Source organism: Candidatus Dependentiae bacterium, assembly GCA_040878395.1.
In the GTDB taxonomy this organism is placed as follows: Bacteria; Babelota; Babeliae; order Babelales; family Vermiphilaceae; genus JAKBEL01.
In genome coordinates, this window is the sequence record JBBDMI010000004.1 from 1 (window position 1) to 17,067 (window position 17,067).

16 protein-coding genes and 5 tRNA genes are annotated in these 17,067 nt (G+C 37.3%); 1 reads left to right on the plus strand and 20 read right to left on the minus strand.

Annotated features, from left to right (window positions below; translation table 11 throughout):
* Positions 1–43: 43 nt before the first annotated feature.
* From rpoC to WD055_01370, 20 genes are all read right to left on the minus strand, one after another.
* Entirely contained in the window at positions 44–4,174 is a 4,131-nt protein-coding gene (gene rpoC / locus WD055_01275; GenBank protein ID MEX0848842.1) for a DNA-directed RNA polymerase subunit beta', read from the minus strand.
* Entirely contained in the window at positions 4,167–8,474 is a 4,308-nt protein-coding gene (rpoB, locus tag WD055_01280) for a DNA-directed RNA polymerase subunit beta (GenBank protein MEX0848843.1), read from the minus strand. Before rpoB ends, rpoC begins: the two co-directional genes overlap by 8 nt.
* 83 nt (positions 8,475–8,557) lie before the next feature.
* On the minus strand, positions 8,558–8,938 hold the full coding sequence (gene rplL, locus WD055_01285; protein MEX0848844.1) for a 50S ribosomal protein L7/L12: 381 nt from the start codon (positions 8,936–8,938) through the stop codon (positions 8,558–8,560).
* 97 nt (positions 8,939–9,035) lie between these two features.
* Positions 9,036–9,554, minus strand: a complete 519-nt coding sequence (gene rplJ, locus WD055_01290) for a 50S ribosomal protein L10 (protein ID MEX0848845.1) — start codon at positions 9,552–9,554, stop codon at positions 9,036–9,038.
* 18 nt (positions 9,555–9,572) lie between these two features.
* On the minus strand, positions 9,573–10,265 hold the full coding sequence (gene rplA / locus WD055_01295) for a 50S ribosomal protein L1 (GenBank protein MEX0848846.1): 693 nt from the start codon (positions 10,263–10,265) through the stop codon (positions 9,573–9,575).
* Positions 10,266–10,280: 15 nt separating this feature from the next.
* The gene (gene rplK / locus WD055_01300) at positions 10,281–10,709 is read right to left on the minus strand and encodes a 50S ribosomal protein L11 (GenBank protein MEX0848847.1); all 429 of its coding nucleotides are present in this window, start codon (positions 10,707–10,709) and stop codon (positions 10,281–10,283) included.
* Between the two features lie 26 nt (positions 10,710–10,735).
* Positions 10,736–11,254, minus strand: a complete 519-nt coding sequence (gene nusG, locus WD055_01305; protein ID MEX0848848.1) for a transcription termination/antitermination protein NusG — start codon at positions 11,252–11,254, stop codon at positions 10,736–10,738.
* 18 nt (positions 11,255–11,272) lie between these two features.
* The gene (gene secE / locus WD055_01310) at positions 11,273–11,470 is read right to left on the minus strand and encodes a preprotein translocase subunit SecE (protein MEX0848849.1); all 198 of its coding nucleotides are present in this window, start codon (positions 11,468–11,470) and stop codon (positions 11,273–11,275) included.
* 54 nt (positions 11,471–11,524) lie between these two features.
* Positions 11,525–11,600: transfer RNA gene (locus WD055_01315), tRNA-Trp, on the minus strand.
* 5 nt (positions 11,601–11,605) lie between these two features.
* The gene (rpmG, locus tag WD055_01320; protein ID MEX0848850.1) at positions 11,606–11,767 is read right to left on the minus strand and encodes a 50S ribosomal protein L33; all 162 of its coding nucleotides are present in this window, start codon (positions 11,765–11,767) and stop codon (positions 11,606–11,608) included.
* Between the two features lie 48 nt (positions 11,768–11,815).
* Positions 11,816–11,891 (minus strand) — tRNA-Thr (locus WD055_01325).
* Positions 11,892–11,973: 82 nt separating this feature from the next.
* A tRNA-Thr gene (locus WD055_01330) sits at positions 11,974–12,049 on the minus strand.
* A 19-nt stretch (positions 12,050–12,068) separates the two neighbouring features.
* Positions 12,069–12,145, minus strand: a tRNA-Gly gene (locus tag WD055_01335).
* Positions 12,146–12,492: 347 nt separating this feature from the next.
* Positions 12,493–12,577, minus strand: a tRNA-Tyr gene (locus WD055_01340).
* A gap of 74 nt (positions 12,578–12,651) precedes the next feature.
* Positions 12,652–13,305, minus strand: coding sequence for a hypothetical protein (locus WD055_01345; GenBank protein MEX0848851.1), 654 nt, complete (start codon positions 13,303–13,305; stop codon positions 12,652–12,654).
* A 101-nt stretch (positions 13,306–13,406) separates the two neighbouring features.
* The gene (locus tag WD055_01350) at positions 13,407–14,036 is read right to left on the minus strand and encodes a hypothetical protein (protein ID MEX0848852.1); all 630 of its coding nucleotides are present in this window, start codon (positions 14,034–14,036) and stop codon (positions 13,407–13,409) included.
* Positions 14,037–14,137: 101 nt separating this feature from the next.
* Positions 14,138–14,347, minus strand: coding sequence for a (2Fe-2S)-binding protein (locus WD055_01355; protein MEX0848853.1), 210 nt, complete (start codon positions 14,345–14,347; stop codon positions 14,138–14,140).
* Positions 14,344–14,769, minus strand: a complete 426-nt coding sequence (gene tsaE, locus WD055_01360) for a tRNA (adenosine(37)-N6)-threonylcarbamoyltransferase complex ATPase subunit type 1 TsaE (GenBank protein ID MEX0848854.1) — start codon at positions 14,767–14,769, stop codon at positions 14,344–14,346. The genes WD055_01355 and tsaE overlap by 4 nt, the downstream gene beginning before the upstream one ends.
* Positions 14,770–14,772: 3 nt before the next feature.
* Positions 14,773–15,348 carry an NYN domain-containing protein gene (locus tag WD055_01365; protein ID MEX0848855.1) on the minus strand — a complete coding sequence of 192 codons (576 nt, stop codon included), beginning with the start codon at positions 15,346–15,348 and terminating at the stop codon, positions 14,773–14,775.
* Between the two features lie 64 nt (positions 15,349–15,412).
* Positions 15,413–16,108 (minus strand): cyclase family protein, encoded by a 696-nt coding sequence (locus WD055_01370; GenBank protein ID MEX0848856.1) that lies wholly within the window; start codon positions 16,106–16,108, stop codon positions 15,413–15,415.
* A gap of 106 nt (positions 16,109–16,214) precedes the next feature.
* On the opposite strand from WD055_01370, the gene atpG reads away from it, so the two are divergent.
* Positions 16,215–17,060 carry an ATP synthase F1 subunit gamma gene (gene atpG, locus WD055_01375; protein MEX0848857.1) on the plus strand — a complete coding sequence of 282 codons (846 nt, stop codon included), beginning with the start codon at positions 16,215–16,217 and terminating at the stop codon, positions 17,058–17,060.
* Positions 17,061–17,067: the final 7 nt, after the last annotated feature.

Consider the following 17,067-nt stretch of genomic DNA (forward strand, 5'->3'; position numbering starts at 1 on the left):
ACCGCTGACCCCTGCTACGTCAAAGCAGTGCTCTACCACTGAGCTACGCGCCTATCTGTTTTTCTTCTATCTCTTTTGCTTCAGCCATCTCTTGTTCATACGCCTGTTGTTCTAATGTCGATGTACTATTTCCTAAATATTTTTTTCTAAATGATGGAATACCTGTTCCTGCAGGAATAAGCTTACCAACAGTCACATTTTCTTTCAGACCGTAAAGATAATCTGCCTGTCCAGAAATTGCTGCTTCGGTCAAGATACGTGTTGTTTCTTGGAATGAAGCTGCTGAAATCCAACTTTCAGTACTCAATGAAGCTTGTGTAATACCCATTAAAATAGGTTTTGCCGTTGCAACTTTTTTCCCTTCGGAACGTAACACTGAGTTTACTGACATAAAGTGCATACGATCTACACGATCACCAATCAAGAAATCTGTATCTCCTGGATCAGTAATACGCACTTTACGCATCATTTGACGAACAATAAGCTCAATATGTTTATCACTAATATCAACACCTGTAAGGCGATAAATTTCTTGAATTTGATCAACCAAATATCTTTGAACAACATCCGGACCCAAAATACGTAACATATCATGAAGAATTGGGGTACCAGTTGTAAGTCTATCTCCTGACTGCACGTGATTACCGTTCATCACGTTAAGCTGTTTACCTCGAGGTACAAAATAATCATACGATTCATTTCCAGAGACTACACTTATTTTTCTTAAACCACGATGTAAACCGCCAAAAACAACTTCACCATCAATATCAGAAATAATTGCAGGATCTTTTGGCGCGCGAGCCTCAAACAGCTCCGCAATACGTGATAAACCACCGGTAATATCTTTTGTTTGTTGTTTTTCACGTGGAATCCTAACTAATACATCACCGGTATGTACTACATCACCTTGATTTGCCATCAAGAGTGAGCCTGCAGGCAAGAAGTAATGTGCAATTTCCTCTCCTGAAGAATCTAGTACTCGCAAGGCAGGTTGTAATTTTTCACTACGATGCTCAAGAACAATTAAACTAGACCTACCAGTTGCTTCATCAAAGCGTTCTTGCATAGTAACATTATCAACCAAGTCAACAAATTCAATTTTACCGGCTTTTTTAGTTAAAATTACCTTACTATTAGGATCCCATTCAGCTAATTTTGTGCCAACAGTAACCTCTTGGCCATCTTTAACCAATATGATTGATCCGTACTCTACATCGTTACTTTGTATTTCACGACCATCTTTAGAGACAATCAATAATTTAGCTTTACGACTTAAGTTCAAAGTCTGATTTTCACGATTTTCAACTGTACTCATGCCACCAAGTTTAATCGTACCATTCTTCTTAGCTACAAAATATGGCTGTGCAGTTAGACCACTCGCTGTTCCACCAATATGGAACGTTCTCATAGTAAGCTGTGTTCCAGGTTCACCAATTGACTGCGCTGCAATAGTACCAACAGTATTTCCAATATCAGAAATAGCACCTTTTGATAAATCATAACCATAACATTGTGCACATACACCACGTTTTGCTTGGCAAGTAAGAACTGATTTTACTTGAATTTTTGAAATAGCAGAATTAGCCAAAACACTAATCTGATCTCTACCGACTACAGTACCTTGTTTGAGCAAGATTTCCCCAGAAATTGGATCTTTTGCATCTGTAGCAAGCACACGTCCAAATACACGACCTGATAATGGATAAAGAACTTCATCAGATTCTTTTAAATCTTCTATAGTTACATATCCTAATGTACGACAGTCTTCCATGGTAACAATAACATCTTGAGCAACATCAACCAAACGACGGGTTAAATAACCTGAGTTCGCTGTTTTCAATGCTGTATCAGATTGCCCTTTACGAGCACCATGAGTTGAAATAAAGTATTCGAATACACTCAAACCATCTTTAAAGTTTGTTTTAACAGGTGTTTCGATAATTTCACCTGATGGTTTTGCCATCGGACCACGCATACCAACTAACTGACGAATTTGCTCTTTTGAACCTTTAGAACCTGAGTCTAACATCATAAACACAGGATTAAATGGTATAAATTCATTGTCTGCATTCTCAAATGCTTGTGTATCATGCTCTTCAAAATAACTAAATACTTCTTTTCCAACATCGGCAGTTGCTCGACCCCAGATAGAAAGAACTTTGTTATAACGTTCACCATTGGTAATAACACCATCAATATAAAGTTGTTCAACTTTATCAACAGCCTTTTCGGCATTTTTAACAATTTTATGTTTTTTTTCAGGCACAACAAGATCTTGCAATGAAATTGAAATACCACCTTCAGTAGAAAAACGGAAACCAAGACCTTTAATTTTATCTAATGTCTCCACTGTAGATTCACTGCCAAAGCGGTAGTATATTTTTCCAACAAGTTTTCCCAAAGCACTCTTCTTTAAGACTTTGTTAATCCAGTCAAATGGAACACCTTTAGGTAATGCATCATAAATAAGTACGCGTCCCACAGAGGTATCCACAATTGATCTATCGCTTAAACGCATCTTAATTTTTGCATGTAGATGTACTTGACCACATTGATATGCCGTAATAACTTCTTGCATATCTGCAAAAATAGAACCTTCACCTAATGCGCCATGTCTTGTCTTGGTCATATAATAGAGACCAAGAACCATGTCCTGTGACGGCACAGTTACTGGACGACCATTTGAAGGTGATAAAATATTATTCGTAGATAACATTAAATTCTGAGACTCAAGCTGAGCTTTTTTGCTTAATGGAATATGAACAGCCATTTGGTCACCATCAAAGTCAGCGTTGAATGCTGAACATACTAATGGATGAACAGTAATAGCTTTACCTTCAACAAGCACGGGATAAAAGGCTTGAATACCAAGTCTATGCAATGTTGGTGCACGGTTCAATAGCACTGGACGATCTTTAACGACCTCTTCTAATACATCCCAAATTTCCGGCTCTAAATCTTCAACCATCTTTTTGGCAACACGTAAATTAGGAGCAATTTCCTGCTTTAATAGCGCACCATAAACATAGGACTTAAATAATTCTAATGCCATAATTTTTGGAATACCACATTGGTCCATACGTAATAATGGGTTAACCACAATTACAGAACGTCCTGAATAATCAACACGACGACCAAGTAAATTTTGACGGAATCGACCTTGCTTACCACGAAGCATTTCACTTAATGATTTAAGTGGTCTACGATTTGAACCACGAACAGGTTGTCCACGACGACCATTATCAATTAAAGCATCAACCGACTCTTGCAACATTCTTTTTTCATTTTTAATAATCACTGATGGAGCATCAATCTCAATCAGTCGTTGCAAACGAATATTTCTATTCAATACACGTCTATATAATTCATTTAAATCTGAACTTGCAAAACGACCCCCCTCAAGAGGTACCAACGGACGCAAATCAGGAGGCAATACCGGCAATACAGTCATCACCATCCATTCTGGACGTAAATTCGCTTGCAATAAGTTTGAAAAAACCTTCATACGACGCATAACTTTATGACGAACAGCAACAGAAGCAGTCTTTTTATATTCTTCTTCTAGCGTTACCACTTCTAACTTTAAATCCAACATGGACAGAAGTTCTTTTATAGCTTCTGCGCCATTTTCAGCTTTAAAATCAGTATCATCTAAATGTGCATCTTCATACTGATTTAATTCAGATGTTGATAGCAAAGTTTTTCGAGGATAAGGAGATTTCCCTTGATGAATCACAACATAGGCATCAAAATAAATAATACGCTCTAAATCCTTAACTGGAAGGTCAAGAATCAAACCTAAATAACTTGGAATACCTTTTAAGTACCAAATATGTGATACCGGCGCAACTAATTCAATATGACCCATGCGCTCACGACGAACGCGTGATTGAATAACTTCAACACCACATTTTTCACAAGTTACCCCACGGTGTTTCATACGTTTGTATTTTCCGCAATTGCATTCCCAGTCTTTTACTGGTCCAAAAATACGGGCACAAAACAAACCATCACGTTCAGGTTTTAAAGTACGATAGTTAATAGTCTCTATTTTTTTAACTTCACCATAAGATAATGATTTAATCTTATCAGGAGAAGCTAATCCAACTTTAATTGCATTAAATTGTGTAACGTTAACGTATTCTCTAAAACGTTCTAACATCTTGCTATTCACTGACTTTCTCCTTGCCGCTCTTGAACAAGTCAACTTGCAACGCTAAACTTTGAAGCTCTTTTATTAACACATTAAATGATTCTGGAACGCCCGGATCAGGAACTTCCTCACCCCGGACTATAGCTTCATATACTTTATGACGACCTGTTACATCATCAGATTTGTATGTAAGCATTTCTTGCAATGTATATGCTGCCCCATATGCTTCCAATGCCCAAACCTCCATTTCTCCAAGTCGCTGTCCACCCATTTGTGCTTTACCACCTAATGGTTGTTGCGTTACAAGTGAGTATGGTCCAACTGAACGCGCATGAAGCTTATCGTCAACCATATGATTTAATTTCATCATATAAATTGCACCAACTGTAACCGGCTGATCAAAATATTGACCGGTTCGACCATTTCTCAATTTAAATGCACCTGAAGTTGACAAACCTAATTCTTTTAATAATGGCTTAATGTCGTCATCATATGTTGCACCATCAAACACTGGTGTTTGGAATGAAACACCATGTTTTGCTGAACGTTTAGCCAATTCAATTATACCGTCATGCCCAAATTCTTTTTCAATTGAATCAATAATCTTTTTGCTGTAACATGTTGACAGTTCTTCCTTGATGTTTTTCATTCCATTATCAGCAATATATTTTGCTATTTTCTTTCCAAGTTCTTTACCGGCTAAGCCAAGAGCTGTCTCTAAAATCTGCCCTACGTTCATACGTGAAGGAACACCTACAGGATTCAATACAATATCAATTGTTGTACCGTCATCTAAATAAGGCATATCTTCTCGAGCAACAATAGTAGAAACTACACCTTTGTTACCGTGACGACCTGCAAGTTTATCACCAGCCGAAATTAAACGTTTCATGGCGATATATACTTTTACCATCTTAATTACACCTGATGGTAATGGATCACCTTTTTTCAATCTATTAGCATGCTCTTCTTTCAGGCCTGTTAATATACGAATCTGGTTTTCATAAGCATCTTTCAGCTCTTTAATTTCATCATTAACTGTTTTGCTCTTTGACTTTAAACCACAAACATCTTCAAAGGACAGGGCAGCAATAGCGTCTTTATTAAACGTTTTACCCTTAATCGCCTCTTTTATTGTATGCGTTGCAGGCTCATTATCATGTAGTAAACCACTCATTTTTTCACACAACATAACTTGTAATGTGTTTATATGATCTACAAAATCAAGCTCAAGTTTTTTTATTTGTTTATCAATTTCTTCTTTATAGCGTTTATCTTTTCTGATACCACTTCGAGAGAAAATTTTAACATCTGTAATAGTACCGGTTACTCCAGGCGGAACTCGTAATGAAGTGTCTCTTACTTCACGAGATTTTTCACCAAATATAGCTCGAAGCAATTTTTCTTCAGGTGAATATTGAATATCACCTTTTAATGTTACTTTACCGACTAAAATGTCACCCGGTTTTACTCGAGTACCAATACGAACAATGCCATCATCATCCAATCCGGATAATGCTGATTCACTGACATTTGGAATATCACGTGTAATCTCTTCAGGTCCAAGTTTTGTATCGCGAGCATCAATCACATATTCATCAATATGAACCGAAGTTAAAGCATCGTCGGCAACCAAACGTTCCGATAGAACAATAGCATCCTCAAAGTTATAACCGTTCCATGGCATAAATGCCACATTTAAGTTAGAACCAAGAGCTAATTCACCATGCTCAATAGAAGAACCGTCGGTTAAAATATCACCGGCCTTAACGTGATCACCACGCTTAATTACAGGGCGCTGATGAATCCATGTACTATAACTTGAACGTCTAAATTTTTGCAATGGATACGTGTCTATTCCTTGATGAATCCAGTCATCAGCAGAAATAAACTCTTTTTCATCTGTGCGAATAATTATTTTGTCAGATGAAACATACTCAACAATACCATCACGTTTTGCCACAATTGCACCGCCAGAATCTTTTGCAATCTCTTTTTCCATACCGGTACCAACAATTGGCGCCTGAGGACGGATAAGTGGTACTGCTTGGCGTTGCATATTTGCACCCATAAGCGCACGTGTAGCATCATCATGCTCTAAGAAAGGAATCAATGCTGATGATACAGACACCAACTGTTTTGGTGACAAATCGATAAAACTAATCCGATCTGCATCAACATACATAAAGTTACCCTGATGACGAGTAAAAACTTTATCTTCTTTAAGCTTTTGATCACTTGTTGTATCAACATCGGCTTGAGCAATATATTTATCTGATTCTTCAAACGCATCTAAAAAGACAACGTCATCCAATATTTTTTTATCTTTAACCGGACGATAAGCAGTTTCGATGAATCCTAAATCATTTACCATTGCATAAGTAGCAAGTGACGAAATCAAACCAACCGTTTGACCCTCAGGAGTTTCAATAGGACATATACGACCATAATGAGATGTATGTACATCACGAATTTCAAAAGTCGCACGATCTTTCATTACACCGCCGGGCCCAAGAGCAGATAAGCGACGTTTATGTGCAATTTCAGCCAATGGATTTGTTTGATCCATAAACTGAGACAATTGACCTAAACCAAAAAACTCTCGTAATACAGCACTTAGCGGCTTAACATTGAGAAAATCTTGAGGCATCAATGCACTATGTGCTTCTTGCATGCGGAAACGTTCACGTATAATACGATCTATTCGCAAGAAACCTAGGTATACTTGGTTACTCAATAATTCACCCACTAAGCGCACACGACGGTTTCCCAAATGATCGATATCATCCAGTTCACCTTCTCCACGCTCACGTAAATTAACCAAGTAACGAATTGTTGCAATGATATCTTCTTGTGTTAATGATACAATTTCTTCAGGTACTGATAGACCCAACTTGCGATTCATACGAATGCGCCCAACACGTGTCAGATCATAAAATCGAGAATTAAATAAAGCATTTTCAATGCGCTCTTTAATCTCTTTCAAAGAAGAGCTGTCACCCGGCCATACTTTTGCATGTAATTCTTTTAACGCTTCGTCTTGTGTCATAGTTGTATCTTGCGTCAACGTCATAGCAATAGTTGGCTGAAACACATAACCTGATGAACGTATTAAGTCGAAACTTATTTTTTTGCATTTACGGAATTGTTCGTAAAACTCTTCTGAAAAAACCTCACCTTGTTGTGCTATAATTTCACCAGTTTGTTCGTCAATTACATCTTTTCCAAATACACGATTAATCAGACTTGATTTGCGCAAGTAAAGATGATCAATTCCGCCTTTTTTCAACTGCTTCAGCATCTCTTTAGTGATACGTTTTCCAACAAATGCTTTTTCTTTATTTTCTGGCAACATTCCACGTTCAATACGCTGTCCCAACAATGAATCATCCAATATAGAATAAAATTCATCTTTTTCGAAATGAACAGTATCAAAATTATAGAACATTGAAATAATGTCATCGCGTGGAACACCCAATGCTTGCAGAAAAGTGGTCACAAGCAGTTTTTTCTTTTTATCAATGCGAATATACAGGTGGTCGCTACTGTCAAACTCAAAATCTAACCATGAACCACGCATCGGTATGATGCGAGCAAGATAATAAGGACGCCCACGATAATCTTTAACCTTTTTACTTTGTGAAAACACTACACCTGCAGATCTGTGTAATTGACTCACAATAACACGATCAACACCGTTAATTAAAAAGGTTCCTAAGTCCCCTAATTTAAAGCGGCCATGCTCCTCATATAAATCGGCCATGACCGGCACATCAGCAAAGAAAATGTCTTGTTCTTTAACATCTTGAATAGTTTTATTTTCTTTGTCATCAACTGCCCAAGTAATCAATTGAATTTTCACTTTCAGTGGCATAGCAAATGTTTGCCCCGATGAGCGACACTCATCAAGGGACATTGGCATTTTTATTACAACACGAGAGTGACAGTTTGGACATGTTTTATAACGGGCAGTTTTTTTTTGCGCATCAGTTAATCGAGAGCAACCGGATTTCTTAGTCTTGGCATCGATCCATTTATAACGGTTTTCAATACCAGTTAACTTTCCACACGTACAAGACCAACTTCCTAATTCATAACTGACATATTCCAATGACATACGATCTTCATATTCAATTGGAAAAATATCACGCAAGACTTTTTCGAGCCCAATTTGTTTACGTTCCTCAGGTAAATAATCCAATTGTACAAAATCATTAAATGACGAAGATTGAATCTCAATCAAATTTGGAACAGGGACGATGTCCTTTATTTTGCCAAATAATTTACGAATATTAATCTTGCCCGTATGCAAGTTAGACATTCAGTTGCTCCTTGTATTAGCACTAAAAAAATATTTAATACGTTCAATAAACTGATGCGTTTAATTCAATAATTTAAACTTTATTAAGAAAGCTGTACTTTCGCTCCAGCTGCTTCTAAAGCTTCTTTCATTTTATTTGCATCTTCTTTAGCTACGTTTTCACCAATAACAGTCGGTGCTTCTTCAACAGCTTTTTTAGCATCTGACAAGCTCAACTGAGTTACAGAACGTAATGCTTTAATTGCTTTAATTTTTTCAGAACCAGCTTCTTGTAAAGTCACTTTAAATTCTGACTTTTCTACAACAGCTTCTTCAGCAGTTGCTCCAGCAGCAGGTGCAGCAGCAGTAGGCATTGCAGCCGAAACGCCAAATTTTTCTTCTAATGATTTTACAAAATCAGCCAAATCTAAAACAGACATATTGCCTATTTCATCAATCAATTTATCATATGACTTTGATGCCATGTTAGTTCTCCACAATTATACAATTATGATTTAACAAATTCACTTAGTAACACTTCTTCTTAGTAATAGATTAAGAGATGCATCACTCCTTAACATATTACTGTTTTTTTTCCCCAATCCGAGTCAACGCCCAAAGCAGTTTGAGCTGCATCATAGTAAGAGCTCGCGCCAATCCTGTTATAGGAGCATTCAATGTACCACACAATTGAGCCAAAAGAACCTCTTTTGTAGGCAAAGATGCAATTCTAACTACATCCGCTTGAGTCAATAAATTTTGATCCAAACTTCCGACAATAATGGACAATGCCTCATTATCTTTAGCGAAATCACTCAAAATCTTTGCAACTGATGGTGCTTCTTGATTGGCAAATACCAAACCAACTTGCTCTTTAAAATATGGAACCATAACTTCAGCGTCAGGATTTCCATCTGCGGCTAATTTCATTAAACGTGCTTTAGTAACTTTTAAGGTTGCCCCTTCAGCACGTAAATCATTACGCAATTTTTGCATTTGCTCTACAGTCAAACCAGGATATTTAACAACAAATGAAGCATTACTTTGAGCAAAACTATCTTTTAGCGATGCGACTACCGCAGCTTTCTGTTCACGATTCATAGTTTTCTAGTTCCTCAGCTATAATACATCTTCAGGATTAACCGAGATGCCAGGCCCCATAGTGGAAGATATACTTATTTTTTTAAGGTATTTACCTTTTGATGCCGCTGGCTTTGCAGACATAATAGCTTTAACAAATGATTTGAAATTTTCATGTAACTTATCAGTATCAAAAGACACCTTACCAAAGCTAAAATGAACAATTCCTTGTTTATCATTTTTGAAAAATGCACGTCCTTTTTTGAGCTCGTCTACAATAGCAGCAACCTCAAAAGTAACTGTACCTAATTTTTTATTAGGCAACAGTCCTCGTGGACCAAGCAATTTAGCTAATTTACCAACTGCAGCCATTAAATCTGGAGTTGAAACGGCGTAATCAAACTCCATCCATCCATTTTTAATCTTTTCAATCAAATCTTCAGCTCCAACAAAGTCTGCTCCGGCTTTTTCAGCCTCTTGAGCATGATCGCCTTTAGCAAAAACGATAACACGCGGCACTTTCCCTCTGCCATGCGGCAAAACGACCGATCCGCGTACACCTTGGTCACCCTTTGAAGCATCAATGCCAAGATTGACTGATACATCAACTGATTCATTAAATTTTGTAAAAACAGCTTTTTTAACCTTATCCAATGCTTCTTTAACAGAAACAGGAGTAGGGCTTTCTACTGATTGTCGAGCTTCGATATATTTTTTTCCGTGTTTGGACATATGTATTTCCTCGAGTTATCCGTCGATAACATCAACCCCCATACTTCTGGCGCTACCGGCAACAATTTTTTTTGCTTGCTCAATATCGACAGCATTCAAATCGGGCATTTTTACTTTTGCGATTTCTTCAACATCTTTCCATGTCAACTTGCCAACTTTATCAACATTAGGTCTTGAAGAACCTTTTTTTGCTGAAACTTTCTTTTTAATTAGCTCAGTTGTCGGTTGTGTTTTAGTAATAAAACTAAATGATCTATCAGTATACACCGTAATGATTACGGGAACAATCTCACCTCGTCTACTAGACGTCGCAGCATTAAATTGCTTGCAGAAGTCCATAATGTTTGCACCCTGTTGCCCAAGCGATGAACCGACTGGCGGCGCAGGTGTTGCACCTCCACCAGGAATTTGCAATTTAATTTGTGCTTTAATTGGTTTTGCCATCTTTAACCTATAGTATTAAACATTTCTTATCGTTTAACTTGATTAAACCCTAACTCAACAGGCGTCATACGGCCAAAAATACTGACCATAACTGTGAGCTTTTCACTTTCTTGATCAACTTTATCGATGATCCCAACAAATCCTGCAAATGGTCCTTCTTCAATATCGACCTCTTGCCCCTCGGCAAATTCTGCTTTATCAGTTGAAACAACGACCTCCCCCTTCATTTGGGAAACAATTCGATCAATTTCTTTCTTTGTTATTGGTATCGGATTTTTTCCACCTAAAAAGCGCAAAACACGCAAACTTGATGTAACCAATCGAATAGTCTCAGGCCTAGCTTCCATTTCAACAAGGACATAACCAGGAAATAGTTGCTCGTCAGTTGACTCTTGAGCCTGAAAAAAACTTTTCATTTTGGCTGAAGGAACCAAAATCTGACCAAAATCTTCTTCTAACTCTTTCTTTTTTATCTGCTTTTCAAGATCAGCTTTGATTGCATCTTCATATCCAGCATAAACTTGAGCAACGTACCATTGTTTCATTCGACCATATCCTAACTTTTATCTGAGGCCTTGATAGGTCAACACCCATCGCATCAATTGAGAAAACATCGAATCAATAAAAAAAAGATAGATAGAAAAAAGCGCTATGAGCACCAGTACAACAATTGTTGAACCTATCCAATCATCAAATTTTGGCCAAACAACTTTTGCTAACTCAACGCGCACTTGACTTAAGAACAGTACAATATCTTTCATAGTCCATCCACAATCTATTTTCTAAAAAAATTTTTTCGCCCATACTCTCGATTTTGGCAGGCCAGGAGGGATTCGAACCCCCAACCATCAGATTTGGAGTCTGCCGCTCTACCGTTCGAGCTACTGGCCTAATTACTACTTCGATTCCCTGAAAATCACATGCTTTCGAAGCACACGATCATACTTTTTTAATTCAAGTCTTCCAGGGGTATTTTTTTTGCTTTTTGTTGTTGTGTACGTATCAGCACTCTCAGTGCTACGAAGCGTGATCACAAAACGATTTTCTTTTTTTGCCATGCTAAGCCTACTATAAATTTACGAAAATCTACCGTCAGATGGAGCCTATGGAGCCCGCGATCGGATTTGAACCGATGACCTCTCCCTTACCAAGGAAGTGCTCTACCGACTGAGCTACGTGGGCGATTCCAATACTCATTTATATTAGAGTAAATAAAAAAAAGAAAAAAAACAAATTATTTTTTTTCTTTTTAAGTCGAATAAAATGGAGCTGGCGACTAGATTCGAACTAGCGACCTGCTGATTACAAATCAGCTGCTCTACCAACTGAGCTACGCCAGCCAACTCATTTTTATTATTTTGGAGCGGGAAACGGGACTCGAACCCGTAACCTACAGCTTGGAAGGCTGTCGCTCTAGCCAATTGAGCTACTCCCGCTTTCCAACCTTATTTCAAACAACTTATTTTAATTTGCATCTGCAAATATTAATCTAATTTTCTATTTTCACAAAATGATAAAGTTTTATTAGCTTAACCATTTTTTAAAAAAAATCTACCAACACTTAAATACAATTTATTTAAGCCATGCGAATCTTCACTATAAAAGCAAAGTATGGCATGCCACACGAAGCTCTGCAAAGAAGTCCAGTCTACGCTTATCCACGTCTTCCGACTTGACAAGCTACGACGGACAACCTTCGCCCTTTATGGCAAAAACTATCTTAACAATTAATGTCAAATTCTTTTTTCAAAGTTGACCTGCCAACCGAAGCCTTGGCGAAGGTTGGTGGCGAGAGCAGGATTCGAACCTGCGAAGGCTAAGCCAACGGATTTACAGTCCGTCCCCTTTGACCGCTCGGGAATCTCGCCTGAATGTCAAATAAAACTTGTTATCCTATAATATTGCTTTTTTAAAGAGATTTCAACTAAAATTTAATGTTTTTTTAGCTTTTTACTACATTTCTTGCTCTAACACCGCCTTGACCAGCTGAAGAACCGCCATTCTTTCGCACTATTGAGGACAATGAAGATCTTTTTTGAGTTGACGCACGTTCTTTCATTTCTTTTTGCAATTCACCGACATCATGCAACTTAAATGCTCCTGTTTTATTACGTTCTGCATGTAAAATCGCTAAATCTTTTGTAACATCTTGTGTATCAACCGGAAGTAATGTCCGACCCTTTTTGACCGTTCCTGCATCATCTATGCGATGCACAGTCAAACCATCAGGAGTTAAACGGAGCACAAAAGAATGATCCCCTTTGTCCATCAAATAATGATTTTCTTCAACTTCTTTTGTAGTAATTTCTGCCGCTGCTTTTCTTTCAGAAATTGTAAATAAAACTGCAACCTTCCGCAACTCATTCGGTTTTATAAAATATCTATGGCCTTTGGGTGTAATAAATAGAACTCGATGATGCCCTTTGTTATAAATAGAATCTATTATACAATTTCCAAATGTAGCAGCTTCACTTTTCTTACTTTTACTGCGATGCCTTTTGGTATGTTTTTTTTCTACTGCAGATTCTTGAGATGCACCATAAGCAAGTGGCGCTAAACAACCTATCAACAATGAAACCAAAACTACTTTTTTCATGACAGATTCCTCTTTAGTTAATCATGAATAAAAATTAAGACTACCATCATCTATCATGATTTTTTTATATTTACAAGAAACATTCAAGAAAAAATAATAACCTATCTTTTTCGTTTTTCTTTATAAGCTCGATTGTATGCAGGACGAACTTGGGTATAATCAACAGCCCCCTCAGGCGGCGAATGCACCACAACTCCTGACACAGCACTTTGTTGCTTAGCTAACACAGTTTGACACAATGCAGTAAACGGAACACCTTTACCTGATTTATGGCCAAATTTCAACACAAAATAAATATCACCGAGCCGAGGATAAGGCATACTTTGCACCGCAACAGATACATCTTCATATTCACCTTCACTTCGGCCGTATTCACGCACTACAATCTTTTCTGACACATCTGATTTCCTAAATATACTATATCTATATTTACCGATACATAACATTACACCCAAATCTAGAGGATTTGTCGGCACTTTAATATTAATGTCATCTTTAAATCGTCCGGCATAAAGCATGCCCTGACAACCATACTTACCTTCCTGCATGCATGAAAAACCGACCGGATTATGCGTCCCTCCACCAATAAACTTTTTATCCTTATTTTCTAACCGTTTTAATACCAAATTAAAACTGCTTGCCTCACATTCGTCATCAGAAGAACCGCCATCAAAAGCACACAAAAAACCCGGATACAAAGACAATAACAAAAACATTTCCCACTTACGCATTACACCATCTCCCTTAAAAGGATTAAACGTTAAACATGCTATGCTGTGTTATAAATAATATGCTGGAAAAAGTCTAGAATAATTAAGACAAGAAAATCAATTCATTTACCAGAAGCCGTTTCTTGCAATATTTCATGAATTTCTTCAATACAACTGGAACATCCGGTGCCAACCATTAACTGCTCTTGTAAACAATCAAAATCTTCACACCCATCGTTTATCGCTTGCACAATCTCTGAATACATCACCCCATAACAAATGCACACCAAATAATCAGGTTTCTGTTCTAACGGACTTTTTAATTCACTCATAACAACTCTTTATTAATATGTAAAACACGTCTATCTATGCCTTCATAATCGATAACAACATGACAAGTTGGCACCAACTTAAGCAACGGATTTATAATTTCCGGCCATTCAACAAATACCATATCTTCATCTAAATACTCATCAAAACCTGCTGCAATAAACTCATCTATATTGTTCAATCGATACAAATCAAAATGAACAAAACGCTCATTTGCCTCATTGCCATACATATTCATATAGGCAAATGTTGGACTGGTGATTTCATCCTTGATGCCAAGGGCCTTTCCTAATGCACGAATAAGTGTCGTTTTACCAGCACCCAAAGGTCCGGTAAATGTAACAACTTTACATCCGACAAGTTCATTTTTGAGTTTTTGCGCAACCAAATCAACCTCATTGGCGCCATATATTATCTTATTCATTTGTTATAGCTTCTTTAATTTTTGCATACGTTTACGTTCTTTTTTTGATGCTTTTTGTGATGCAGCCTTTCGCTCATCAATCGGGCTTCGCATATCATCAGCTTTTAAAGGTACGCGTGTCTGACGCATGAGTGCATCAACCATCTCATCTGAATCTGAAGAAATTTTAATCGCCTGATCTGTTTTTTTTAATGGCGCTTTATCCATTTGATGTTCAACCAATAACGCATGGAAATCTTGCGCAGTCACCGATTCAACAGCATAATACTGCGCCGCTAAACATAGCTCACGATCCGATGAAGCTAACATCATACTCTGACCTTGATGCTTTTTAATATAACGCATAATAATATCATCAGCTGAATCATTAGGACCGGAATACTTCACGGTAATCCCCTTTTGTTGTTCAGTAGAAGGAAATAGAAATGGTCCGGCATCAAAAACAACAATCACTTTATTTTTTTTACGCTTTGCATAAGCAGCAAGCAGACCTATAAAATGCTTGCGCTCATTTTCATTTACACGATCTGTTTTAACCATTGCATACAATACGTTATAAGCATCAACTATCACTTTCACCGATTAATCCTTTTGCAAAATAATTGATTTCAATATAACAAAATAGTATTGATATAAAAACAGATCAAACATCTGCATTCCTTTTTATCGCAATAAACCTAACAGGAGCTTCAACTAAATTATTAGCTTTAATTGGCAAAACATAAGCAACAAAGCCTATTTGATCGATATTCTGCAAATTTGCTACATTCTCCACAATATACTTATTGGCACCCAATAGTTTTTCATGCACCGGAAACAACGCTGTGGAACAATCCGGCGACAATGTATCAATACCCATTCCTGCAACATCCCGTTGCAAAAGTATATCTCCAACGTCAGCGGAAACTGAAGGAAAATGCATTCTGCTTTTTGCATCACAATTACGATATAATTGAGCATCATGCCAACGATCGGACCATCCGGTATGAAAAACAACCAAACTTTCGGCATCTATTTTTCCAAACTTTTGCTCAAAAGCCTGTATATCTTTTGATGAAACCACATAGTCATAATTATTGTTGACCTTATGACGCACATCAACAACAAGTAACGGCGCAATTAACTGACTCAAAGAAATATCTTCCACTTCCATTGCGCCCGAAAAAAAATGTGCCGGCGCATCAATATGCGTACCAATCCCTGCATGCATCTTAATATCCTGGACTCTACATCCCTGATCATAATCCAACTTTATTTTTGATGCAAAACCACAGCTACCTGTCCATGTTGGCACGCTACTATGCAAGGTATGCGTTAGATCAACTATTATTTTTTCCATTATTAATATCCATTTTATTTAATAAAACAAAGCATTCTATTTTGTACTTGATGAATTTGTAGTATATTGATCCTACATTGAGATCTCAAATACAAAAAGGTAACCTATGTCTCAACTGACACATATGCGTCAACGCATAAAAGCTATTAAAACTATTAAAAAAATTACGCATGCTATGCGTTTAATCTCCATGTCCACACACTCGCGTATGAAACATCAAGAAGAACCGATAAAACTTTATCAACAAAAAATAATGGAATTATTTGCTTCAGCACGAGCTCTATCACCACTGTATCACAATCCCACTTTAGAGCCCAAACAACCATTAAATAAACATCCTCTGGTTATATTGATTGGCTCACAAAAAGGGCTATGCGGCAGCTTTAATTCAAATTTATTTCAGCTATTTAACTTGCAAATACTTAACCAAAAAACAAAACCTTCAATTATTACCGTTGGCAAACAAGCAACACAATATATCCATAAACAAAAGCTCGGAACCCTCATTTCTTTTTATGACACATTTGGCTTGCACAACTTGCTTACAATTGCTGATAGCCTATTACAAGAAATTACACAGGCAAAAAAACAGTATAGCTCAGTGACATTATTCAGCAATACTGCCCCTTCATTCTTTATGCAAAGACCAAAAGCAGAGCAAATCATTCCCGCACAACTTTCACCAAATACCGCAAAACATCCTGAATATGAATTTGAGCAGTCGTCACATAAAATATTAGACTATCTTTCAGAGCAATATCTACTATCACATATTCAGCATGCACTGTTTCAATCACTGATAGCAGAGCATTCAGCACGCTTTGTTTCTATGGACAGCTCAACCCGAAACGCCGAAACATTGCTCGAGCAAATGCAACTTAATTATAACAAATTGCGACAGGCAAAAATCACACGCGAATTAACTGAATTAAGCTCTTTCTTTCTTACATAACCACAAG

Excerpts from the sequence above, each read along its gene's own strand:
- atpG (MEX0848857.1), top strand. The coding sequence starts at position 16,215 with ATGTCTCAACTGACACATATGCGTCAACGCATAAAAGCTATTAAAACT.
- nusG (MEX0848848.1), bottom strand. The coding sequence starts at position 11,254 with ATGAAACAATGGTACGTTGCTCAAGTTTATGCTGGATATGAAGATGCA.
- WD055_01355 (MEX0848853.1), bottom strand. The coding sequence starts at position 14,347 with ATGAGTGAATTAAAAAGTCCGTTAGAACAGAAACCTGATTATTTGGTG.
- WD055_01345 (MEX0848851.1), bottom strand. The coding sequence starts at position 13,305 with ATGAAAAAAGTAGTTTTGGTTTCATTGTTGATAGGTTGTTTAGCGCCA.
- rplA (MEX0848846.1), bottom strand. The coding sequence starts at position 10,265 with ATGTCCAAACACGGAAAAAAATATATCGAAGCTCGACAATCAGTAGAA.
- rplK (MEX0848847.1), bottom strand. The coding sequence starts at position 10,709 with ATGGCAAAACCAATTAAAGCACAAATTAAATTGCAAATTCCTGGTGGA.
- rplJ (MEX0848845.1), bottom strand. The coding sequence starts at position 9,554 with ATGAATCGTGAACAGAAAGCTGCGGTAGTCGCATCGCTAAAAGATAGT.
- rpoB (MEX0848843.1), bottom strand. The coding sequence starts at position 8,474 with ATGTCTAACTTGCATACGGGCAAGATTAATATTCGTAAATTATTTGGC.
- tsaE (MEX0848854.1), bottom strand. The coding sequence starts at position 14,769 with ATGAATAAGATAATATATGGCGCCAATGAGGTTGATTTGGTTGCGCAA.
- secE (MEX0848849.1), bottom strand. The coding sequence starts at position 11,470 with ATGAAAGATATTGTACTGTTCTTAAGTCAAGTGCGCGTTGAGTTAGCA.
- rplL (MEX0848844.1), bottom strand. The coding sequence starts at position 8,938 with ATGGCATCAAAGTCATATGATAAATTGATTGATGAAATAGGCAATATG.
- WD055_01370 (MEX0848856.1), bottom strand. The coding sequence starts at position 16,108 with ATGGAAAAAATAATAGTTGATCTAACGCATACCTTGCATAGTAGCGTG.
- rpmG (MEX0848850.1), bottom strand. The coding sequence starts at position 11,767 with ATGGCAAAAAAAGAAAATCGTTTTGTGATCACGCTTCGTAGCACTGAG.
- WD055_01350 (MEX0848852.1), bottom strand. The coding sequence starts at position 14,036 with ATGCGTAAGTGGGAAATGTTTTTGTTATTGTCTTTGTATCCGGGTTTT.